Below are 16187 nucleotides of genomic sequence, written 5' to 3' on the forward strand. Positions count from 1 at the left end.
CCCCGCTGCTTTTCTTGCGGCGAGCGCCCTTGACTTTTTCAGCCGTCTGATAGGTACGATTGCGAAAATCCTCGCCCGGCATCCGCAAGCTGGCGGCGAGGTCATCCTTTCGAGGATGCGGCGTGGATCGGCGCGGCACGGCTTTCTTCGTTCAACCGATAGGAGCCTCAAACCATGACCACGCGAAAGATCACGATCCCTGCCTTCCTCGAAGTCCGCACCGAAGGCAATGAGACTGCCTTCGTCAGCTTCGAGAAGATTGCAGCCTCGGCCGAGCTACAAGCCCGGCTCCTTCCCCGCGACCGTAGGCGCTTCATGATCGCGCAGGCTCGCTTGCGCGGCGGGTTCAAGACGGCGGAAGATGTCGTCCTGACGCTCGATCAGTGGTGGGCGATGATGCGTGCCGCCCGCCGGTTCGGCCTCGACATGCCCCGCGTGCGTGTTGAGACGTAGGCCGCCTTCCTTCCGGCCATAGCGGGCCGCTGGCGGGCTTTGCGCCTTCGCCGCCCTGCGATAGCCGGAAACGCTCAGACGCGCGCCTACGTGGCGCGCGTCGCCTGACCGAGGCAATCCCATGACCGTCGCCGAGCACCGCCTTGAGGTCATCAGGCAGACCGAGCGCCCCATTGCGAATGCTGATCGAAAAAAAATCTTTGGTCCTATCGAGCGATAGCGAACGGCGAAAATAGGACCACCGCTAGGACCAATGATCCGCCAGAACCGAGAACTACAAGATAAATCAATCTGTTATGGGGAAACGGTTGGCGGAGAGGGTGGGATTCGAACCCACGATACGGTTGCCCGTATGCCGCATTTCGAGTGCGGTGCTTTCGACCACTCAGCCACCTCTCCGGTCACATTGGTCGGCGCGATTTGTGCGCGGGCTGTCTCATAGCGACGAAAGTCCGGCCTGACAAGGGTGAATATCAAATCACCCAAAGCTTTTGTCTTGACAGTTTTTTGCGCCTCACGTATGCGGACGGTGAATTAGGCATGGGCTAACTGCGCCTTGATTTCTCTGCCCTTTGGGCAGAGTTCGCCGGCAGGTATGAACGGTTCTTCGTGAGCCGAACAAGCCTGCTCCATCCGACTGGCAAAAAGACGGCCGTCCCGCAGGGGCAGAGCCGGAACGAACATGAAAGGATAAAAAATGTTCGCAGTCATCAAGACCGGCGGTAAGCAGTACCGCGTTGCAGCCAATGACGTGCTGACCATCGAAAAGCTGGAAGCCGCCGCTGGCGACAAGATCGAATTCACCGAAGTCCTCGTGATCGGCGAAGGCGCCGACGCCAAGATCGGCGCTCCCTTCGTGAAGGGCGCCAGCGTCAAGGCGGAAGTTGTTGAGCATAATCGCGGCAAGAAGGTCATCGCCTTCAAGAAGCGCCGTCGCCAGAACTCCAAGCGTTCGCGCGGCCATCGCCAGCACCACACGGTCGTCCGCATCACGGACATCGTTGCGGCTTAACGGTTCACGGGTACTTAAGGTTTAAAGGAGAAGTCCAATGGCACACAAAAAAGCTGGCGGTTCCTCGCGCAACGGTCGCGATTCCGAATCCAAGCGCCTTGGCGTGAAGAAGTTCGGCGGCGAAGTCGTTATTCCGGGCAACATTATCGTTCGTCAGCGCGGCACGCAGTGGCATCCCGGCGCCAACGTCGGCATGGGCAAGGACCATACCCTCTTTGCACTCGCCGCCGGTAATGTCGCCTACCGTACGAAGGCCAATGGCCGCGTGTACGTGTCGGTCATGCCGAAAACGGCAGAAGCAGCGGAATAAGCCGGTAACGCTCTAAAACAGCCGGCGTCGCATCGACCCGGCTGGACTTAGCAGGTTCAGAAAAAGCCAGAAGGGGAGATGGGGCGCCACCCAACTCCCCTTTTCTTTTGCGCTTTTTTTACTCGAAGGAGGACTGAACCATGCAAAGTGAGCTGTTACGGGACGACCAGTACCGGTCGCCCAAGGACCGGCTGAGGCCGGATCGTTTAAGGAGCGATTGCCCTGTCCTGTTGTCGCAGAGGCTCGTCATGCGCGCGCCCCACGAAGAAGACATCGACGCCCTTTCCCATCTCGCCAACAACGCCGCCGTCGCGACCATGGTGTCGCGGATGCCTCATCCCTACACGGCAAAAGACGCCGCCGACTTCGTGCGACGCTCCAATCTCGGCGAGATCGGCAAGTGCGTCTACGCGATTACGAAGGCGGAGAACGGCGCCTTCCTGGGCTGCTGCGGACTGGAGCCGCATCAAAGCGATCCCGAGACACTGGAGATCGGCTACTGGCTCGGCCAGCCTTATTGGAACCAGGGTTATGCGACCGAGGCAGCACATGCGCTCATCGACATGGCATTCCGTACCCGTGAGATCCGTTTCATCGACGCCCGCTGCCGCGTGACGAACATCCCATCCCGGCGCGTAATCCAGAAGTGCGGCTTCCAGTTCCAGGGATCCGGGATGGTCGGCAGCCTTGCGCTCGGCGGCATGGTGCCGGTCGAGTGGTACCGGCTGGATCGGAAGACCTGGATGTCTCTGAAGAGCTGGGGAGAGATGCGATGAACGCGCTGCTCCGCAGAGAAGCGTCCTCGCTTCCCGGACCCTGCCCGGTCGTTCGTACCGGGCAACTGGTGCTGCGCCCGCACAAGATGAGTGATGCCCCCGCGATTGCCGAATCCCTTGGCGATTTTCAGGTCGCACGCATGCTGGCGCGGGTCCCCGTGCCGTTCGACCTGCAAGACGCCACCGACTGGCTGAACCGCACCGGTGCCATTGCGACACCGGACTGGTCATTCGCCATCACCACGGGCGACGACGTCCATATCGGGGCGGTTGCCATCGAGCTTAGAAACGGGCGATGGCATCTCGGCTACTGGCTGAACCGTTACTTCTGGGGAAGAGGCATAATGAGCGAGGCGGCCGCGGCCGGGATTGATCGCTTCTATCGACGCATGCCCGAGGCGATCATCCATTCCGGTGCGTTCGCGGACAACACGGCATCGCTCAAAATTCAGGAGAAGCTCGGCTTCTCGATCATGCGCTGTGATAACCTCTACGGCCGCGCACGGGGAGCAATGACACCCCATATCGAAACCAGGCTTGTCCCGGCGAGTTTCCGTCGTCCGGCATGCCTGTAGACTGGCCGACAGAAGCCGTTGCCGGACGGTCGGGGCCGTCCGGCAATATCAAGCCAAAGCAGAAAACGATCATGCCTTTCCGGACGGATCGAATTTCATGCCGACGACGATGCCAAACTGAATGTTGTAAGTCGCGAAGTTCGCGATACTCTTTGACCTTCGGACAAACGGCCTATATCGATGGCCCGCAAAATCCGCCCATTCCGACAGTTGATCCATGGCAGTGCGATGAAATTTCTCGACGAAGCAAAAGTCTACATTCGATCCGGTGACGGCGGTGCCGGCAGCGTTTCTTTCCGACGTGAGAAGTTCATCGAGTTCGGCGGCCCCGATGGCGGCGATGGCGGCCGTGGCGGCGACGTCTGGGTGGAAGCCGTCAACGGTCTCAACACGCTGATCGACTTCCGTTTCCAGCAGCATTTCAAGGCGAAGACCGGCCAGCACGGCATGGGCCGCAACCGGACCGGCGCCAATGGCGGCGACGTTACCCTGAAAGTGCCGGTCGGAACGCAGATCTTCGAGGAAGACAACGAGACGCTGATCGTCGACATGGTGCGCGAAGGCCAGCGCTTCCGGCTGGCCGCCGGCGGCAATGGCGGATTCGGCAACGCGCACTTTAAGTCGTCGACCAATCAGGCCCCCAACTGGGCCAATCCGGGTCTCGAGGGTGAGGAAAAGACAGTCTGGTTGCGGTTGAAGCTCATCGCCGACGTCGGCCTTGTGGGACTTCCGAACGCCGGCAAATCCACATTCCTGGCGACCTGCACCCGCGCACGGCCGAAGATTGCCAACTATCCGTTCACAACGCTTCATCCGAACCTCGGTGTGGCAACCGTCGACGGACGGGAATTCGTCCTCGCCGACATTCCGGGCCTGATCGAGGGCGCGCATGAGGGCGTCGGCATCGGCGACCGCTTCCTCGGCCACGTCGAACGTACCCGCGTCCTCCTGCATCTCGTGTCGGCGCAGGAAGAGAACGTCAGCAAGGCTTACAAGACAGTGAAACACGAGCTCGAAGCCTATGGCGGCGGCCTTGTCGAGAAACAGGAGATTGTCGCGCTTTCGCAGATCGACGTGCTCGACGATGCGGAGTTGAAGAAGAAGGCGGCAGCACTCAAGCGCGCCTCGGGCAAGACGCCATTGCTGCTTTCGGCGGTGACGGGCAAGGGGATGACTGAGGCACTACGCGCCCTGCGTGACGTCGTCACGGGCGACAGCGAGTCCGAAGCGGAAATCCCCGAGCGTCCCCACAAGAAGCGTGAACACGACGAGGTGGCCGAGGACGACGATCAATGACAACCGGCGAAAGATCCCTGTCGCACTACCGCCGTGTCGTCATCAAGATCGGCTCGGCTTTGCTCGTCGACCGCAAGAGCGGGCTCAAATCCTCATGGCTCGACGCGATTTGCCAGGACATCGCCGATCTGAAGGCGAAGGGAGTGGACGTACTCGTCGTCTCTTCCGGTGCGATTGCGCTCGGCCGAACCGTTCTCGACCTGCCGTCTGGCGCGCTGAAGCTTGAGGAAAGCCAGGCGGCCGCAGCCGTGGGACAGATTTCTCTCGCACGCGCATGGTCGGAGAGCCTGTCGCACTTCTCGATCGTCGCCGGCCAGATCCTGTTGACGCTCGGTGACACAGAGGAACGACGGCGCTATCTCAACGCCCGCGCCACCATCAATCAGCTTCTGAAAATCGGTGCGGTACCGATCATCAACGAGAACGACACGGTTGCGACCACCGAAATTCGCTACGGCGACAACGACCGGTTGGCCGCACGCGTTGCCACCATGGCAGGCGCCGATCTCCTGATCCTGCTCTCCGATATCGACGGCCTCTACACAGCACCACCGCATCTCGACGCGAATGCGCTCTTTCTCGAAACCGTTGCCGAGATTACACCTGAGATCGAAGCGATGGCCGGTGGCGCCGCCTCGGAACTCTCGCGAGGCGGCATGCGTACGAAGATCGATGCAGGCAAGATCGCCACTGCGGCGGGTTGTGCGATGATCATCGCGTCCGGCAAGACCGACAATCCGATCCGCGGGATCGTCCAAGGCGCGCGCCACTCGTGGTTCGCCCCGTCCCCGGCCCCCGTGACGGCGCGTAAGACTTGGATCGCGGGACAATTGCAAGCTGCGGGCGAACTCCATGTCGATGCCGGAGCGCAAGCCGCACTGCGCGCCGGCAAAAGCCTTCTGCCGGCAGGCGTAAGAGAGGTGGTCGGCCAGTTCAGCCGTGGCGACACTGTAAGCGTCATCGGAGAACAGGGCCGAGAGATCGCTCGCGGGCTGGTATCCTACGACGCTGACGAGGCTCGCAAGATCGCGGGCAGAAAGTCCGGCGAGATCGAGGAGATCCTCGGCTATGCCGGGCGTGCCGCGATGATCCACCGCGACGATCTCGTGATGACTGATGCCGCACGCAAGAAGGCTGACGTCTCCGCGAAGAACAAGGACAAAGCCAATGCTTGATGCAGTTGCCACTTCTGACGACATTCAAGCGCTGATGCTCGATATCGGTTCTCGCGCCAGAGCGGCAGCCCGGCCGCTTGCAATTGCGACGACCGAACAGAAGAACCGCGCACTGCACGCCATGGCGCAGGCAGTCGTCGACAGCACGGAGCTGATTCTCGCCGCCAACGCCATCGATGTCGAGAATGGCAAGGCTTCGGGCCTGACAGGTTCCTTCATGGATCGCTTGACGCTTGATGCCGGCCGGGTCGCAGCGATCGCCCAGGGTATACGTGAAGTCGCGGCGCTCACGGATCCCGTGGGCGAGGTCATTGCCGCATGGGATCGCCCCAACGGCCTTCATATCGAGCGCGTACGCACGCCCCTCGGCGTCATCGGCGTCATTTATGAAAGCCGCCCGAACGTCACGGCCGATGCCGGAGCGCTCTGCCTCAAGGCCGGCAATGCCGTTATCCTCCGGGGAGGCTCTGACTCAGCCCATTCCTCGCGTGCCATCCATGCCTGCCTTGTGGAGGGCCTCCGATCGGCGGGCCTTCCGGAGGACGCGATCCAGCTGGTGCCGGTAACCGACCGCGCGGCCGTCGGGGCCATGCTCGCCGGCCTCGGAGGATCCATTGACGTCATCGTACCGCGGGGTGGCAAGAACTTGGTCGCGCGGGTCCAGTCGGAAGCCCGCGTACCCGTGTTCGCACATCTGGAAGGTCTCTGCCACGTTTACGTCGATCGCTCCGCCGATCTGGAAATGGCCAGGAAGATCGTGCTCAACGCGAAAATGCGACGTACCGGTGTCTGTGGCGCCGCCGAGACCCTTCTGGTCGACCGCGCCGCCGCCGGCACGCACCTGGTTCCGATTCTGGAAACGTTGGCACAGGCCGGCTGCGAGCTTCGCGCCTCACCGGAGGTGAGAGCTCTATTTCCGACTGCGATGCCGGCAACGGAGGAGGACTGGCGAACGGAATATCTCGACGCCGTGATCGCGGTCACACTCGTGGACGGCGTGTCTGGTGCGATAGAGCATATCGCCCGCAATTCATCCAATCATACGGAGGCCATTGTCGCTGAAGATCCGAAGGCTGTTGAGCGGTTCTTCAACGAAGTTGACTCCGCGATCCTCCTGCATAACGCGTCCACGCAGTTTGCCGACGGCGGCGAGTTCGGGATGGGAGCGGAAATCGGGATTGCCACCGGAAAGATGCACGCTCGAGGTCCCGTCGGCGTCGAACAGCTGACGTCGTTTAAGTACCGGGTTCACGGCACCGGACAAGTCAGGCCCTGACGTGCGAGAAGAGGCGATCGCCCATCGCTACCGGTTCATGCCACACGTGGAGCGTGGCATGGTCGTCGGACTGTTCGGCGGATCGTTCAATCCCCCGCACGAAGGTCATCTGTTGGTGGCGGAAATCGCGCTTCGGCGCCTCGGTCTCGACCAATTGTGGTGGATCGTCACGCCCGGCAATCCCCTGAAGAGCCGCAGTGCTCTCCCCCCGTTGAGCCACCGGCTGGAACTCTGCGAGGCACTGGTGCGGGATCCCCGCATCAAGGTTACCGCGTTCGAGCAGACACTCGGGACGTCCTACACGGCGGAGACGTTGAGTTTTGTAAAGCGTCGCAATCCGCAAGTAGACTTTGTCTGGATCATGGGCGCGGACAATCTGAAGAGCTTTCACCGCTGGCAGCATTGGCGCCGAATCGCAACGACCTTCCCGATCGCCGTGATCGACCGCCCGGGAGCGACGCTTTCCTATCTCTCCTCGAAGATGGCCCGGACTTTTTCCCGCGCGCGCATCGACGAGGACGACGCCGCAGTGCTCTGGAAGAAATTGCCGCCAGCCTGGACGTTCATTCATGGACCACGCTCTTCTCTCAGTTCCACAGCGCTGCGAGAAGCGGCCGAGGGATAGCATTTGCAGCACGACCCTTGAAAGATCGCAGATTTGATGCCACCTTTTGAGGGTATCTGCCGAGTCTGGCAGAGAGCAACGTGCTGTTCTTCAAGGAAAGGAAAGACTCTGACAACAGTACATACCAAGGGACGCACACCGGTTGTCGTCCCAAAGAGCACGGAACGTGGCGCATTTGCCGTGGCCCGCGCTCTCGAGCAGGTCCTCGCAAGTCTCGAGGACTCGAAAGCAGAAGACATCGTCACCATCAACATTGCCGGAAAGTCGGCACTCGGCGATTACATGGTCATCGCCTCCGGGCGTTCGACCCGACATGTCGTCGCGATCTGCGAGCATCTCATTTCGGACCTGAAGGACGAGGGCTTCGGTAGCCCCCGCGTGGAAGGGCTCGACACGGGTGACTGGGTGCTCATCGACGCTGGTGATGTCATCGTACACGTCTTCCGTCCGGAAATCCGTGAGTTCTACAACATCGAGAAGATGTGGGCGGCTCCGGAGATGGAGGAAGGCAAGCTGCACTAACAGACGGATAACACCGGTATCCGCTGTGCCGATTGAAGTGGCAACGGCCAAGGTTGCCACTACTGGTCCTTGTGGCCAATCAATGGAATAGGGACATGCGCATTGGCATCTTTGCCGTCGGGCGACTGAAGGCCGGCCCGGAAAAGGAACTTGCTTCCCGTTATATCGAGCGCTTTGCCAAAGCAGGTCCCGCTACCGGACTTGAGTTCGCCCGGACCGTGGAGATCGCTGAAAGTCGTGCGTCGAACGCCGCGACGCGCAAGCGCGAGGAAGCCGCAGAGCTCATCAAGGCGATGCCGGCCGGGTCGTTGTTGGTCGTACTCGATGAGCACGGAAAGGCGCTCGACAGCGAGCAATTCGCAGATTTGCTTGGGACGTATCGAGATCGCGGCCAGCGAGATCTGGTGATCCTGATCGGCGGAGCCGATGGCGTCGATCCTGATCTTCACGGGAAGGCCGGCGCCGTTCTCAATCTCGGCCGTATGACCTGGCCGCATCAGCTCGTGCGTATCCTCATCGCGGAGCAACTCTACCGTGCGGTAACGATCCTTTCCGGTCACCCCTACCACCGGGCATGAACGCTGCCTGCGGACGCAAAGTCCGATTGCAGTTGCGCCTTTGCGCATCCGACCAAATCAGCTTATTTTCGCGGCAACATCGGGAAAGCGATTTGCTGCACAGAGTCCAGACAGAGTCTGCCGCTGTCGACCCGGCCGGAAGCCGTTACGCGCTTCTCCCGGCCTGTGTCGTCGCGTTGGTCCTTGCCCTATTCCCCATCCACGATGACGGTCGCGCACTCGCTCAGGACGCGGGTGGAAAGGCCTCTTCTTCACCTAGCGGCAGCGCGTCGGAAACTGCACCCGACCTTGTCCTGCGTCAGAAGCGAGACGAGGTCAGCCGGGAGTTGCAGGACCTCTCCCGGACCATCCATCTCTCTGAAGAGAAAGCTGCCGAGCTTGAAACAGACATTGCCGCGCTCAAGAAGGATGCGGTGGACTTGCGATCCGCATTGATCGAATCTGCCGAGCGGCGCAAGGAGCTGGAGAAAAAGATCAACGACAGTGAGGCGAAGCTCGCCGGGTTTGGTGTTCGGGAAGACGAAATCCGTCGCTCGTTCCGCGAGCGGCGCGCGGTCCTCGCCGAAGTGCTGGCAGCCTTGCAGCGAATGGGGCGGAATCCGCCCCCCGCCCTACTCGTCAGTCCGGAAGATGCCCTTGCCTCGGTGCGAACCGCGATCCTCCTCGGCGCCGTCGTTCCGGGCATCCGCAAGGAAACGGAGGAACTGGCGGCAGATCTGCAGGAGCTGGCGGATCTGAAGACAAAAATCGGTGCGGAAAAGGAAGCGCTTGTTACCACCATGGCAAGCCGACAGGAGGAGGAGCGCCGGATGGACTTGCTCCTGATCGCGAACGAACGGCTCTCGCGCTCCCGCGCAGACGAACTGGCGACGGAACGCCAGCGTTCCGAACAATTGGCTGAGCAGGCCTCCAATCTCGAACAGCTCATCGCCTCTCTCGAGGGCGAGATCACGTCCGTCCGCGAAGCCGCCGAGAAGGCAAAACAGGAGGAGGAACGTCGCCGCGCGCAAACGGAGGAACAGCGTCAAAAGGCGCGAGAGCTCGCTGAAAGCCTGCCCGACAAAAACCGTATTGCCCCGGCATATCCGTTCTCCGAACTGAAGGGCAAGTTGGAGCTGCCTGTGGCGGGGGAAATCCTGCGCCGTTTCGGCGATCCGGACGGGACCGGCCATACGGCAATGGGCGTGACGATCGCTGCAGCCTCGGGATCGTTGGTGACGGCGCCGTCGGACGGTTGGGTCGTGTTTGCCGGCGAGTTCAGAAGCTACGGACAGATGATCATTCTGAATACGGGCGACGGTTATCATGTCGTCCTCTCCGGGATGGACGAGGTCAGTACCAGTCAAGGCAAGTTCGTTCTCTCCGGCGAGCCCATCGGAACGATGGGCGAGAAGAGACTGGCGAGCGCCACGGCATTGACGCTGGAAACCGATCGCCCGACGCTTTACATTGAATTCAGGAAAGACGGAAAACCTGTTGATTCCCGTCCCTGGTGGACTGGTCAGGACTCTGGAAAGGCACAGAATGGTACGTAGGGTTTCACTTCTTCTCGTCGGCGCGTTGATGGGCGCGACGGCGATGGGCGTCATTTACTCGGCAGGTGTTCCCGCGCAGGCCGCCGGACCCTCCACCTACAAGGAACTGGCGATTTTCGGCGACGTCTTCGAGCGCGTCCGCGCGCAATACGTGACGCCGCCGGACGAAGAAAAGCTGGTCGAAAACGCCATCAACGGCATGCTGAGTTCGCTCGATCCACATTCGAGCTACATGAATGCCAAGGATGCGGCCGATATGCAGACCCAGACCAAGGGTGAGTTCGGCGGCATTGGTATCGAAGTCACCATGGAAGATGAGCTCGTAAAGGTCATCACGCCGATCGACGACACGCCGGGCGCCCGCGCCGGCATTCTGGCCGGCGATCTGATCTCCGAGATCAACGGCGAACCGGTGCGTGGTTTGAAGCTTGAAGAAGCCGTCGAAAAGATGCGGGGCGCGGTCAATACGCCCATCAAGCTGACGGTCTTGCGCAAGGGCGCCGACAAGCCTCTCGAGTTCAACATCGTGCGCGAGATCATCGCGGTCAAGGCGGTCAAGTCGCGCGTCGAAGGAGACGTCGGCTATCTTCGGGTGATCTCCTTTACGGAGAAGACGTATGACGACCTCGAAGCGGCGATCACGAAAATCAAGAAGGAAGTCCCGGCCGACAAGCTGAAGGGCTATGTTCTCGACCTTCGACTGAACCCCGGCGGTCTTCTGGATCAGGCGATCTACGTCTCCGACGCATTCCTCGAAAAAGGAGAAGTGGTCTCCACGCGCAGTCGCAACGCAGACGATACGCGCCGCTTCAATGCCAGCGCAGGCGACCTGACCGACGGCAAGCCGGTCATCGTACTGGTGAACGGCGGTTCTGCATCGGCGTCGGAGATCGTGGCCGGTGCCCTGCAGGATCTGAAGCGTGCCACCGTTCTTGGAACCCGCTCGTTCGGCAAGGGTTCCGTGCAGACGATCATTCCGATGGGCGAGAAGGGTGCCTTGCGCCTGACGACGGCGCTCTATTACACGCCGTCGGGTAAGTCGATCCAGGGCACCGGTATCGAACCCGATATCAAGGTCGAGCAGCCCCTGCCGGAAGATCTGAAGGGACGCGTGCGGGCGGAAGGTGAATCGGCTCTGCCTGGTCATATCCAGGGACAGAACGAGACCAACGAAGGTTCCGGTTCCTTTGCCTATGTGCCGCCGGAAGCGAAGGACGACGTTCAGCTGAACTATGCTCTGGACCTGCTGCGGGGCAATAAGACGGACCCGTCCTTCCCGGCAGATCCCGAAAAGGCGGTCGTTGCCAAGTAAATGAGCGGGCGCCGGAAAACTCCGGCGCCCGTTTTTCTGCCGCATGAGGGGACGGAAGAAGACATTGGGGGCTGACCTGCACAAACCGCTGGGACAGGGCGAGAAGCGCCGTCCCCGCAAGGCAATTGGCGTTTCTTGGCGAGCAATTGGAAGTTTCTCGGGTGCCTCGGTTATTCTTGGTCTCTCTCTATTTTCCGCCCTGACGCCGCTGCCGCTGCGCGGTTCAACGCCGAGCCTGCAGTCTTCCGCAGCCCCCGGCCAAGATGCGGCAGGCGAGATCGCGGAGCAGGTACCGGGTGGCGCCGGGTTGGCGGCAACCCGACCGGCGGCTGGCGCCAATGTGGAGCGGACGGTGACTGACAACGGAACGATTGTCACAAAGTACAGTCCGAAGGCGCGCGGTAACAGCGGACCATTGTTGATCGATACCCCGCGCGTCGGGCAGGATCCGCGCATGGCGGGAACGCCGAATGAACTCCTTCTCGAGGACAGTCCCCAGGGCCGGCTGCCGACAGTCGGACCTGACGGGCTCCGGCCAATTGATCAGTATGCACGGCCATGGTCAGGTGCCAGGGGCACGCGAATCACCATCGTCGTCGGAGGCCTGGGACTCAGCCAGACGGGCACGCAGCGAGCCATTCGCGAGCTTCCGGGAGAGATTACGCTTGCATTTGCGGCGACGGGCAACAGTCTCCAGCGCTGGATGCAGGAGGCACGGCGGGACGGCCACGAAATTCTGCTACAGGTCCCCCTTGAGCCTTTCGATTACCCGAGCAACGACCCGGGACCCGGTACGCTTCTGACGACCGCCAGACCGGACACCAACATCGCCAATCTTCATGAGGCAATGGCAAGCATCACCAACTACACGGGAATCATGAATTATATGGGCGGCAAGTTCCTCGCGGACGCCAATGCACTTGAGCCTATAATGCGTGATATCGGTAAGCGTGGCTTGCTGTTTTTCGACGACGGATCGTCCGCTCGCTCGTTGAGCGGTCAGATGGCGAAGGCGATGGGAATGCCTCAGGCGTTCGCCGATGTACAGATCGACGGGCAACTCGACCAGCAGGCGATCCTGCGCCGTCTGGACGAACTGGAGCGCATCGCTCTGCGGAAGGGAAGTGCAACCGGTGTCGGCTCGGCCTTCGACGAGACGATTGACGCCGTTCGGCAGTGGAGCGAAGAAGCATCACGTCGCGGCATCGAGATCGTAGCGATCTCGGCGCTGGCGGAAAACCCTTAGCCGTGAAGGATCGATATGTCTCATACGAGTGAACGGACAGTCCAGGCCGAAGATCTGCCTTATCGTCCCTGCGTCGGAGTCATGGTTCTCAATCAAGAGGGATTGGTCTGGGTCGGACGTCGCATTCCGGCGGAGAATTCAGAGTTTGACGGTTCCCCGAAGCTTTGGCAGATGCCCCAGGGCGGAATTGACGAGGGAGAGGATGCCCTGAGTGCCGCGGTGCGAGAGCTCTACGAGGAGACCGGAATGAGATCGGTGTCCCTGTTGGCGGAAGCCGGCCGCTGGATCAATTACGAGCTGCCGCCGCAATTGATTGGCATCGCGCTCAAGGGAAAATACCGGGGTCAGACGCAGCGGTGGTTCGCCTTCCGCTTCGAGGGAGATGAGCATGAGATTGCCATCAACCCACCCCCCGGCGGTCATCACCCGGAATTCGATGCATGGGCATGGAAGCCGATGGACGAATTGCCGGACCTGATCGTTCCCTTCAAACGAGCGGTCTATGACCAGGTGATCGCGGAATTTCATCATCTGGCTGGCTGAGCGAAAACGCCCGCATGGATATGCGGGCGTTTTCGACGTCATTCCGCCGAGTCGGCCGAATCCGAATTCAGGAGCCCGTAGCGCTCCTCTCCGAGCTTGCTCAGGAGATCCAGCTGGGTTTCGAGAAAGTCGATATGGCCCTCCTCGTCGGCAAGGAGCTCCTCGAAGAGCGCCATGGTGACGTAATCGCCGGCCTGATGACAGATATCACGAGACTTTTTGTAGGAGGTGCGGGCGTCATACTCGCCGGCAAGGTCCGCCTCCAGAACTTCCTTGACGGTTTGCCCGATCCGTAACGGCGCAACCGACTGGAGGTTAGGATGACCTTCGAGAAAAATGATGCGGGCCACCAGCTTGTCCGCATGATGCATTTCCTCGATGGACTCCGCACGCTCCTTTTTCGCGAGCTTCGTGTAGCCCCAGTCTTCGAGAAGACGGTAGTGAAGCCAATATTGATTGACCGCACCGAGTTCGAGGAAGAGGGCTTCGTTAAGCCGCTCGATGACTCCTGTGTCGCCTTTCAAGGTCCGCTCTCCTTCTTTCTTCGTGGAAAGTCTTCAGGCGTGTAATGAAATCAACAACCTCGGCCTGCGTCGAGTGACGACGGGCATGATATTCCTCGGTTGTGCTGATGATCAGATCGACAACCGTCGGGAAACAGCCGCAGCAACGGCCCCGCTTGGCCATTGCATGATAGACCTTTGCAGGCACGATAAGCTGCCAGCAGTCCTCATCAAGAAGCTGATTGATCACGGCCTTGATTTCGGTGTCGGTGATATAGTTGCAGCTGCAAACAAGCATGATGCGGCCTGTCCGGGAACTCGTACTCGTCCTTCCTTTTGCTAAAGAAGAGATTTAGTGTCAAGAAAATTTCTGGCACGTACGATGATCGCTACGTGAGTCAATGGAAGTTGCGGCCTTTCGGCATGGCGTCCCGCGCGGACCCGACGGATGGGTACATGCCTCTTGGAGGTTCGGACTTCCTGAACATCTGCTCGATAATAGAACGGGAAGTCGCGCCAACATTGCCCGATCCGTCATGGCAATCACTTTCCAGAAGACCAAGAGCGGATGACCAATCCTCGATCTCCTCCGCGATCACGTGAATGACTCCGTCGGCCTTTTGTAATCGTCCGCGGACCTTTACGAAGCGGGCACCCATGACCTCCGGCCGGAAACGCTCGAAAGTCTTCGACCAGACAATGATATTGGCAATTCCGGTCTCGTCCTCGATGGTCATGAAGATGATCCCGTTCGCCGAGCCGGGTCGTTGGCGCACCAGCACCAGCCCGGAAATGGTAGTCTTCCGTCCATTCTCCACGATCTCCAAATCTCGGCATCGGCGTATTTGGAGTGCGTCCAGTTGCTCGCGGAGAAAGGAGACGGGATGCGCCTTCAGGGACAGAGAGAGATAGCGATAATCGTTGACCACCTGCTCGCTGTCTCGCATCTGTGGAAGCGACGTTTCAGGTTCCAACTGAAGGTCGCCATGATCGGTAAAGAGCGGCAGATGTTCAACGGCGCGTCCTTCCTCGATGGCCTTTGCCTCCCACAAAGCAGCTCGGCGGTCGAGCTTGATCGAGCGAAAGACATCCGCGTCAGCGAGCCGTTCGATGACGGAACGGGGAAGCCCCGTCCGCAACCAGAGATCCCGGACGGAAACGTAACCGTTGCCTCGGCAAGCGAGGAGCCGGTCGACATCCTTTCGCGTCAGTCCCTTGATCTGCCGGAATCCGAGCCGCACCGCCTTCCGCGCCAGAATCACGTCTTGCATCGAAACATGTCGGGGATGGATGCAATCTCGTTCGAAAGCTCCGTCTTCCAAGGTCGCATCCCAATCGGATTCGTTGATATCGACTGGCCGCACCACGACCCCGTGCTCCCGTGCATCCCGCACCAATTGCGCCGAAGTGTAGAATCCCATCGGTTGTGAATTGAGAATGGCAACACAGAAGACATCTGGATAATACGCCTTGAGCCAGCTGGACGCATAGACCAGAAGGGCAAAGGAGGCGGCATGGCTCTCCGGAAAGCCATACTCGCCGAAACCCTCGATCTGCCGGAAGCAACTCTCGGCGAACTCGGTATCGTAACCATTCTTGACCATGCCTTCGACCATCTTCTTCCGGAAGGTATGGATCGTTCCTGTTCTTTTGAACGTCGCCATCGCCCGTCTGAGACGGTCCGCTTCACCTGGTGTGAAGCCCGCAGCGGTGATGGCGATCTGCATGACCTGCTCCTGAAAGAGCGGAATGCCCAGCGTTCGTTTCAATACCGGCACGAGCTCCGGGCGGGGATAGCTGATCGGTCGACCGGCTCGTTCGTCTTCCCGCCGTTTCAGATAGGGATGCACCATGTTGCCCTGAATGGGGCCGGGCCTGACGATCGCCACCTCGATCACCAGATCATAGAATTCCAGCGGCCTGAGACGGGGCAGCATGCTCATCTGGGCCCGACTCTCGATTTGGAAAACGCCAATCGTGTCAGCGCGGCAAATCATGTCATAAACCGCCGGCCGGTGGTCCCGGCACAGATCGGCGAGTGCGATACGCTTGCCGTAATGGCTTTCCAGAAGCTTGAAGGCTCTGGCAAGGCACGTCAGCATGCCAAGCGCCAGAATATCGATCTTGAGGATGCCGAGCGTATCGAGGTCATCCTTGTCCCATTCAACCATGTAGCGGCCATCCATCGCCGTTTTCATGATCGGGACCACCTCGTCCAGCCTGTCGCGCGTGATGACGAAGCCGCCGACATGCTGGGTCAGGTGACGCGGAAATCCGATGAGCTTGGAAGCATAGGCGAGGACACGTTGTGTCGTCAGATTGCTCATGTCCAGACCCGCCGACTTGGCCTCGCGCTCGGAAAGATTGGCGGCCGACCATCCCCAGACAGTGCTCGCGAGTGCAGATTGCAGATGTGGACGGCTCCTCCCTCGTCAGGATTTGAGTATAGG

Annotated in this window: 17 protein-coding genes, 1 tRNA gene and 1 pseudogene; 15 read left to right on the forward strand and 4 right to left on the reverse strand. The window is 60.3% G+C overall.

Annotated features, from left to right (window positions below):
* The first annotated feature begins 174 nt into the window (after positions 1-174).
* A complete protein-coding gene (locus tag ACM6UT_RS10665) occupies positions 175-453 on the forward strand; it encodes a hypothetical protein (protein WP_416797307.1) in 279 nt (92 codons plus the stop codon).
* 309 nt (positions 454-762) lie between these two features.
* Here ACM6UT_RS10665 and ACM6UT_RS10670 read toward each other — a convergent pair.
* Positions 763-852, reverse strand: a tRNA-Ser gene (locus tag ACM6UT_RS10670).
* 298 nt (positions 853-1150) lie between these two features.
* Between ACM6UT_RS10670 and rplU the strand changes: the two genes are divergently transcribed.
* From rplU to ACM6UT_RS10740, 14 genes are all read left to right on the forward strand, one after another.
* Positions 1151-1465, forward strand: coding sequence for a 50S ribosomal protein L21 (rplU, locus tag ACM6UT_RS10675; protein WP_114362782.1), 315 nt, complete (start codon positions 1151-1153; stop codon positions 1463-1465).
* A gap of 37 nt (positions 1466-1502) precedes the next feature.
* A complete protein-coding gene (gene rpmA / locus ACM6UT_RS10680) occupies positions 1503-1775 on the forward strand; it encodes a 50S ribosomal protein L27 (RefSeq protein WP_112690668.1) in 273 nt (90 codons plus the stop codon).
* A 140-nt stretch (positions 1776-1915) separates the two neighbouring features.
* Entirely contained in the window at positions 1916-2551 is a 636-nt protein-coding gene (locus ACM6UT_RS10685) for a GNAT family N-acetyltransferase (RefSeq protein WP_416797308.1), read from the forward strand.
* The gene (locus tag ACM6UT_RS10690; RefSeq protein WP_416797309.1) at positions 2548-3126 is read left to right on the forward strand and encodes a GNAT family N-acetyltransferase; all 579 of its coding nucleotides are present in this window, start codon (positions 2548-2550) and stop codon (positions 3124-3126) included. The genes ACM6UT_RS10685 and ACM6UT_RS10690 overlap by 4 nt, the downstream gene beginning before the upstream one ends.
* 228 nt (positions 3127-3354) lie before the next feature.
* Positions 3355-4422, forward strand: coding sequence for a GTPase ObgE (obgE, locus tag ACM6UT_RS10695; protein WP_416797310.1), 1068 nt, complete (start codon positions 3355-3357; stop codon positions 4420-4422).
* Positions 4419-5597 carry a glutamate 5-kinase gene (gene proB / locus ACM6UT_RS10700; RefSeq protein ID WP_416797311.1) on the forward strand — a complete coding sequence of 393 codons (1179 nt, stop codon included), beginning with the start codon at positions 4419-4421 and terminating at the stop codon, positions 5595-5597. The genes obgE and proB overlap by 4 nt, the downstream gene beginning before the upstream one ends.
* Entirely contained in the window at positions 5590-6873 is a 1284-nt protein-coding gene (locus ACM6UT_RS10705) for a glutamate-5-semialdehyde dehydrogenase (protein WP_416797312.1), read from the forward strand. Before proB ends, ACM6UT_RS10705 begins: the two co-directional genes overlap by 8 nt.
* Positions 6874-6910: 37 nt before the next feature.
* Complete coding sequence (locus ACM6UT_RS10710) at positions 6911-7498, forward strand: nicotinate-nucleotide adenylyltransferase (protein ID WP_416797336.1); 588 nt, start codon at positions 6911-6913, stop codon at positions 7496-7498.
* Positions 7499-7534: 36 nt separating this feature from the next.
* Positions 7535-8020 (forward strand): ribosome silencing factor, encoded by a 486-nt coding sequence (rsfS, locus tag ACM6UT_RS10715; protein ID WP_416797313.1) that lies wholly within the window; start codon positions 7535-7537, stop codon positions 8018-8020.
* 95 nt (positions 8021-8115) lie between these two features.
* Positions 8116-8598 (forward strand): 23S rRNA (pseudouridine(1915)-N(3))-methyltransferase RlmH, encoded by a 483-nt coding sequence (gene rlmH / locus ACM6UT_RS10720; RefSeq protein WP_416797314.1) that lies wholly within the window; start codon positions 8116-8118, stop codon positions 8596-8598.
* A gap of 95 nt (positions 8599-8693) precedes the next feature.
* Positions 8694-10133, forward strand: coding sequence for a murein hydrolase activator EnvC family protein (locus tag ACM6UT_RS10725; protein WP_416797337.1), 1440 nt, complete (start codon positions 8694-8696; stop codon positions 10131-10133).
* Entirely contained in the window at positions 10123-11445 is a 1323-nt protein-coding gene (locus tag ACM6UT_RS10730) for a S41 family peptidase (RefSeq protein ID WP_416797315.1), read from the forward strand. The genes ACM6UT_RS10725 and ACM6UT_RS10730 overlap by 11 nt, the downstream gene beginning before the upstream one ends.
* 64 nt (positions 11446-11509) lie before the next feature.
* The gene (locus tag ACM6UT_RS10735; RefSeq protein ID WP_416797316.1) at positions 11510-12691 is read left to right on the forward strand and encodes a divergent polysaccharide deacetylase family protein; all 1182 of its coding nucleotides are present in this window, start codon (positions 11510-11512) and stop codon (positions 12689-12691) included.
* A gap of 15 nt (positions 12692-12706) precedes the next feature.
* On the forward strand, positions 12707-13234 hold the full coding sequence (locus ACM6UT_RS10740) for an RNA pyrophosphohydrolase (protein WP_416797317.1): 528 nt from the start codon (positions 12707-12709) through the stop codon (positions 13232-13234).
* Between the two features lie 38 nt (positions 13235-13272).
* Here ACM6UT_RS10740 and bfr read toward each other — a convergent pair whose 3' ends face one another.
* The 3 genes and pseudogenes from bfr to ACM6UT_RS10755 all read right to left on the reverse strand — a co-directional run.
* Complete coding sequence (gene bfr, locus ACM6UT_RS10745) at positions 13273-13758, reverse strand: bacterioferritin (protein ID WP_416797318.1); 486 nt, start codon at positions 13756-13758, stop codon at positions 13273-13275.
* Positions 13724-14035 carry a (2Fe-2S)-binding protein gene (locus tag ACM6UT_RS10750; RefSeq protein ID WP_416797319.1) on the reverse strand — a complete coding sequence of 104 codons (312 nt, stop codon included), beginning with the start codon at positions 14033-14035 and terminating at the stop codon, positions 13724-13726. The genes bfr and ACM6UT_RS10750 overlap by 35 nt, the downstream gene beginning before the upstream one ends.
* Before the next feature lie 100 nt (positions 14036-14135).
* A pseudogene (locus ACM6UT_RS10755) lies at positions 14136-16148 on the reverse strand (helix-hairpin-helix domain-containing protein); the annotation flags it as partial.
* Positions 16149-16187: the final 39 nt, after the last annotated feature.

It is taken from the genome of Ciceribacter azotifigens (assembly GCF_048159625.1).
Classification (GTDB): Bacteria; Pseudomonadota; Alphaproteobacteria; order Rhizobiales; family Rhizobiaceae; genus Allorhizobium; species Allorhizobium azotifigens.

Coding starts and splice junctions, on each gene's coding strand:
- ACM6UT_RS10705 (WP_416797312.1), top strand. CDS start 5,590: ATGCTTGATGCAGTTGCCACTTCTGACGACATTCAAGCGCTGATGCTC.
- rlmH (WP_416797314.1), top strand. CDS start 8,116: ATGCGCATTGGCATCTTTGCCGTCGGGCGACTGAAGGCCGGCCCGGAA.
- rplU (WP_114362782.1), top strand. CDS start 1,151: ATGTTCGCAGTCATCAAGACCGGCGGTAAGCAGTACCGCGTTGCAGCC.
- ACM6UT_RS10690 (WP_416797309.1), top strand. CDS start 2,548: ATGAACGCGCTGCTCCGCAGAGAAGCGTCCTCGCTTCCCGGACCCTGC.
- ACM6UT_RS10750 (WP_416797319.1), bottom strand. CDS start 14,035: ATGCTTGTTTGCAGCTGCAACTATATCACCGACACCGAAATCAAGGCC.
- proB (WP_416797311.1), top strand. CDS start 4,419: ATGACAACCGGCGAAAGATCCCTGTCGCACTACCGCCGTGTCGTCATC.
- ACM6UT_RS10665 (WP_416797307.1), top strand. CDS start 175: ATGACCACGCGAAAGATCACGATCCCTGCCTTCCTCGAAGTCCGCACC.
- ACM6UT_RS10710 (WP_416797336.1), top strand. CDS start 6,911: ATGCCACACGTGGAGCGTGGCATGGTCGTCGGACTGTTCGGCGGATCG.
- obgE (WP_416797310.1), top strand. CDS start 3,355: ATGAAATTTCTCGACGAAGCAAAAGTCTACATTCGATCCGGTGACGGC.
- ACM6UT_RS10685 (WP_416797308.1), top strand. CDS start 1,916: ATGCAAAGTGAGCTGTTACGGGACGACCAGTACCGGTCGCCCAAGGAC.
- rsfS (WP_416797313.1), top strand. CDS start 7,535: ATGCCACCTTTTGAGGGTATCTGCCGAGTCTGGCAGAGAGCAACGTGC.
- rpmA (WP_112690668.1), top strand. CDS start 1,503: ATGGCACACAAAAAAGCTGGCGGTTCCTCGCGCAACGGTCGCGATTCC.
- ACM6UT_RS10730 (WP_416797315.1), top strand. CDS start 10,123: ATGGTACGTAGGGTTTCACTTCTTCTCGTCGGCGCGTTGATGGGCGCG.
- ACM6UT_RS10740 (WP_416797317.1), top strand. CDS start 12,707: ATGTCTCATACGAGTGAACGGACAGTCCAGGCCGAAGATCTGCCTTAT.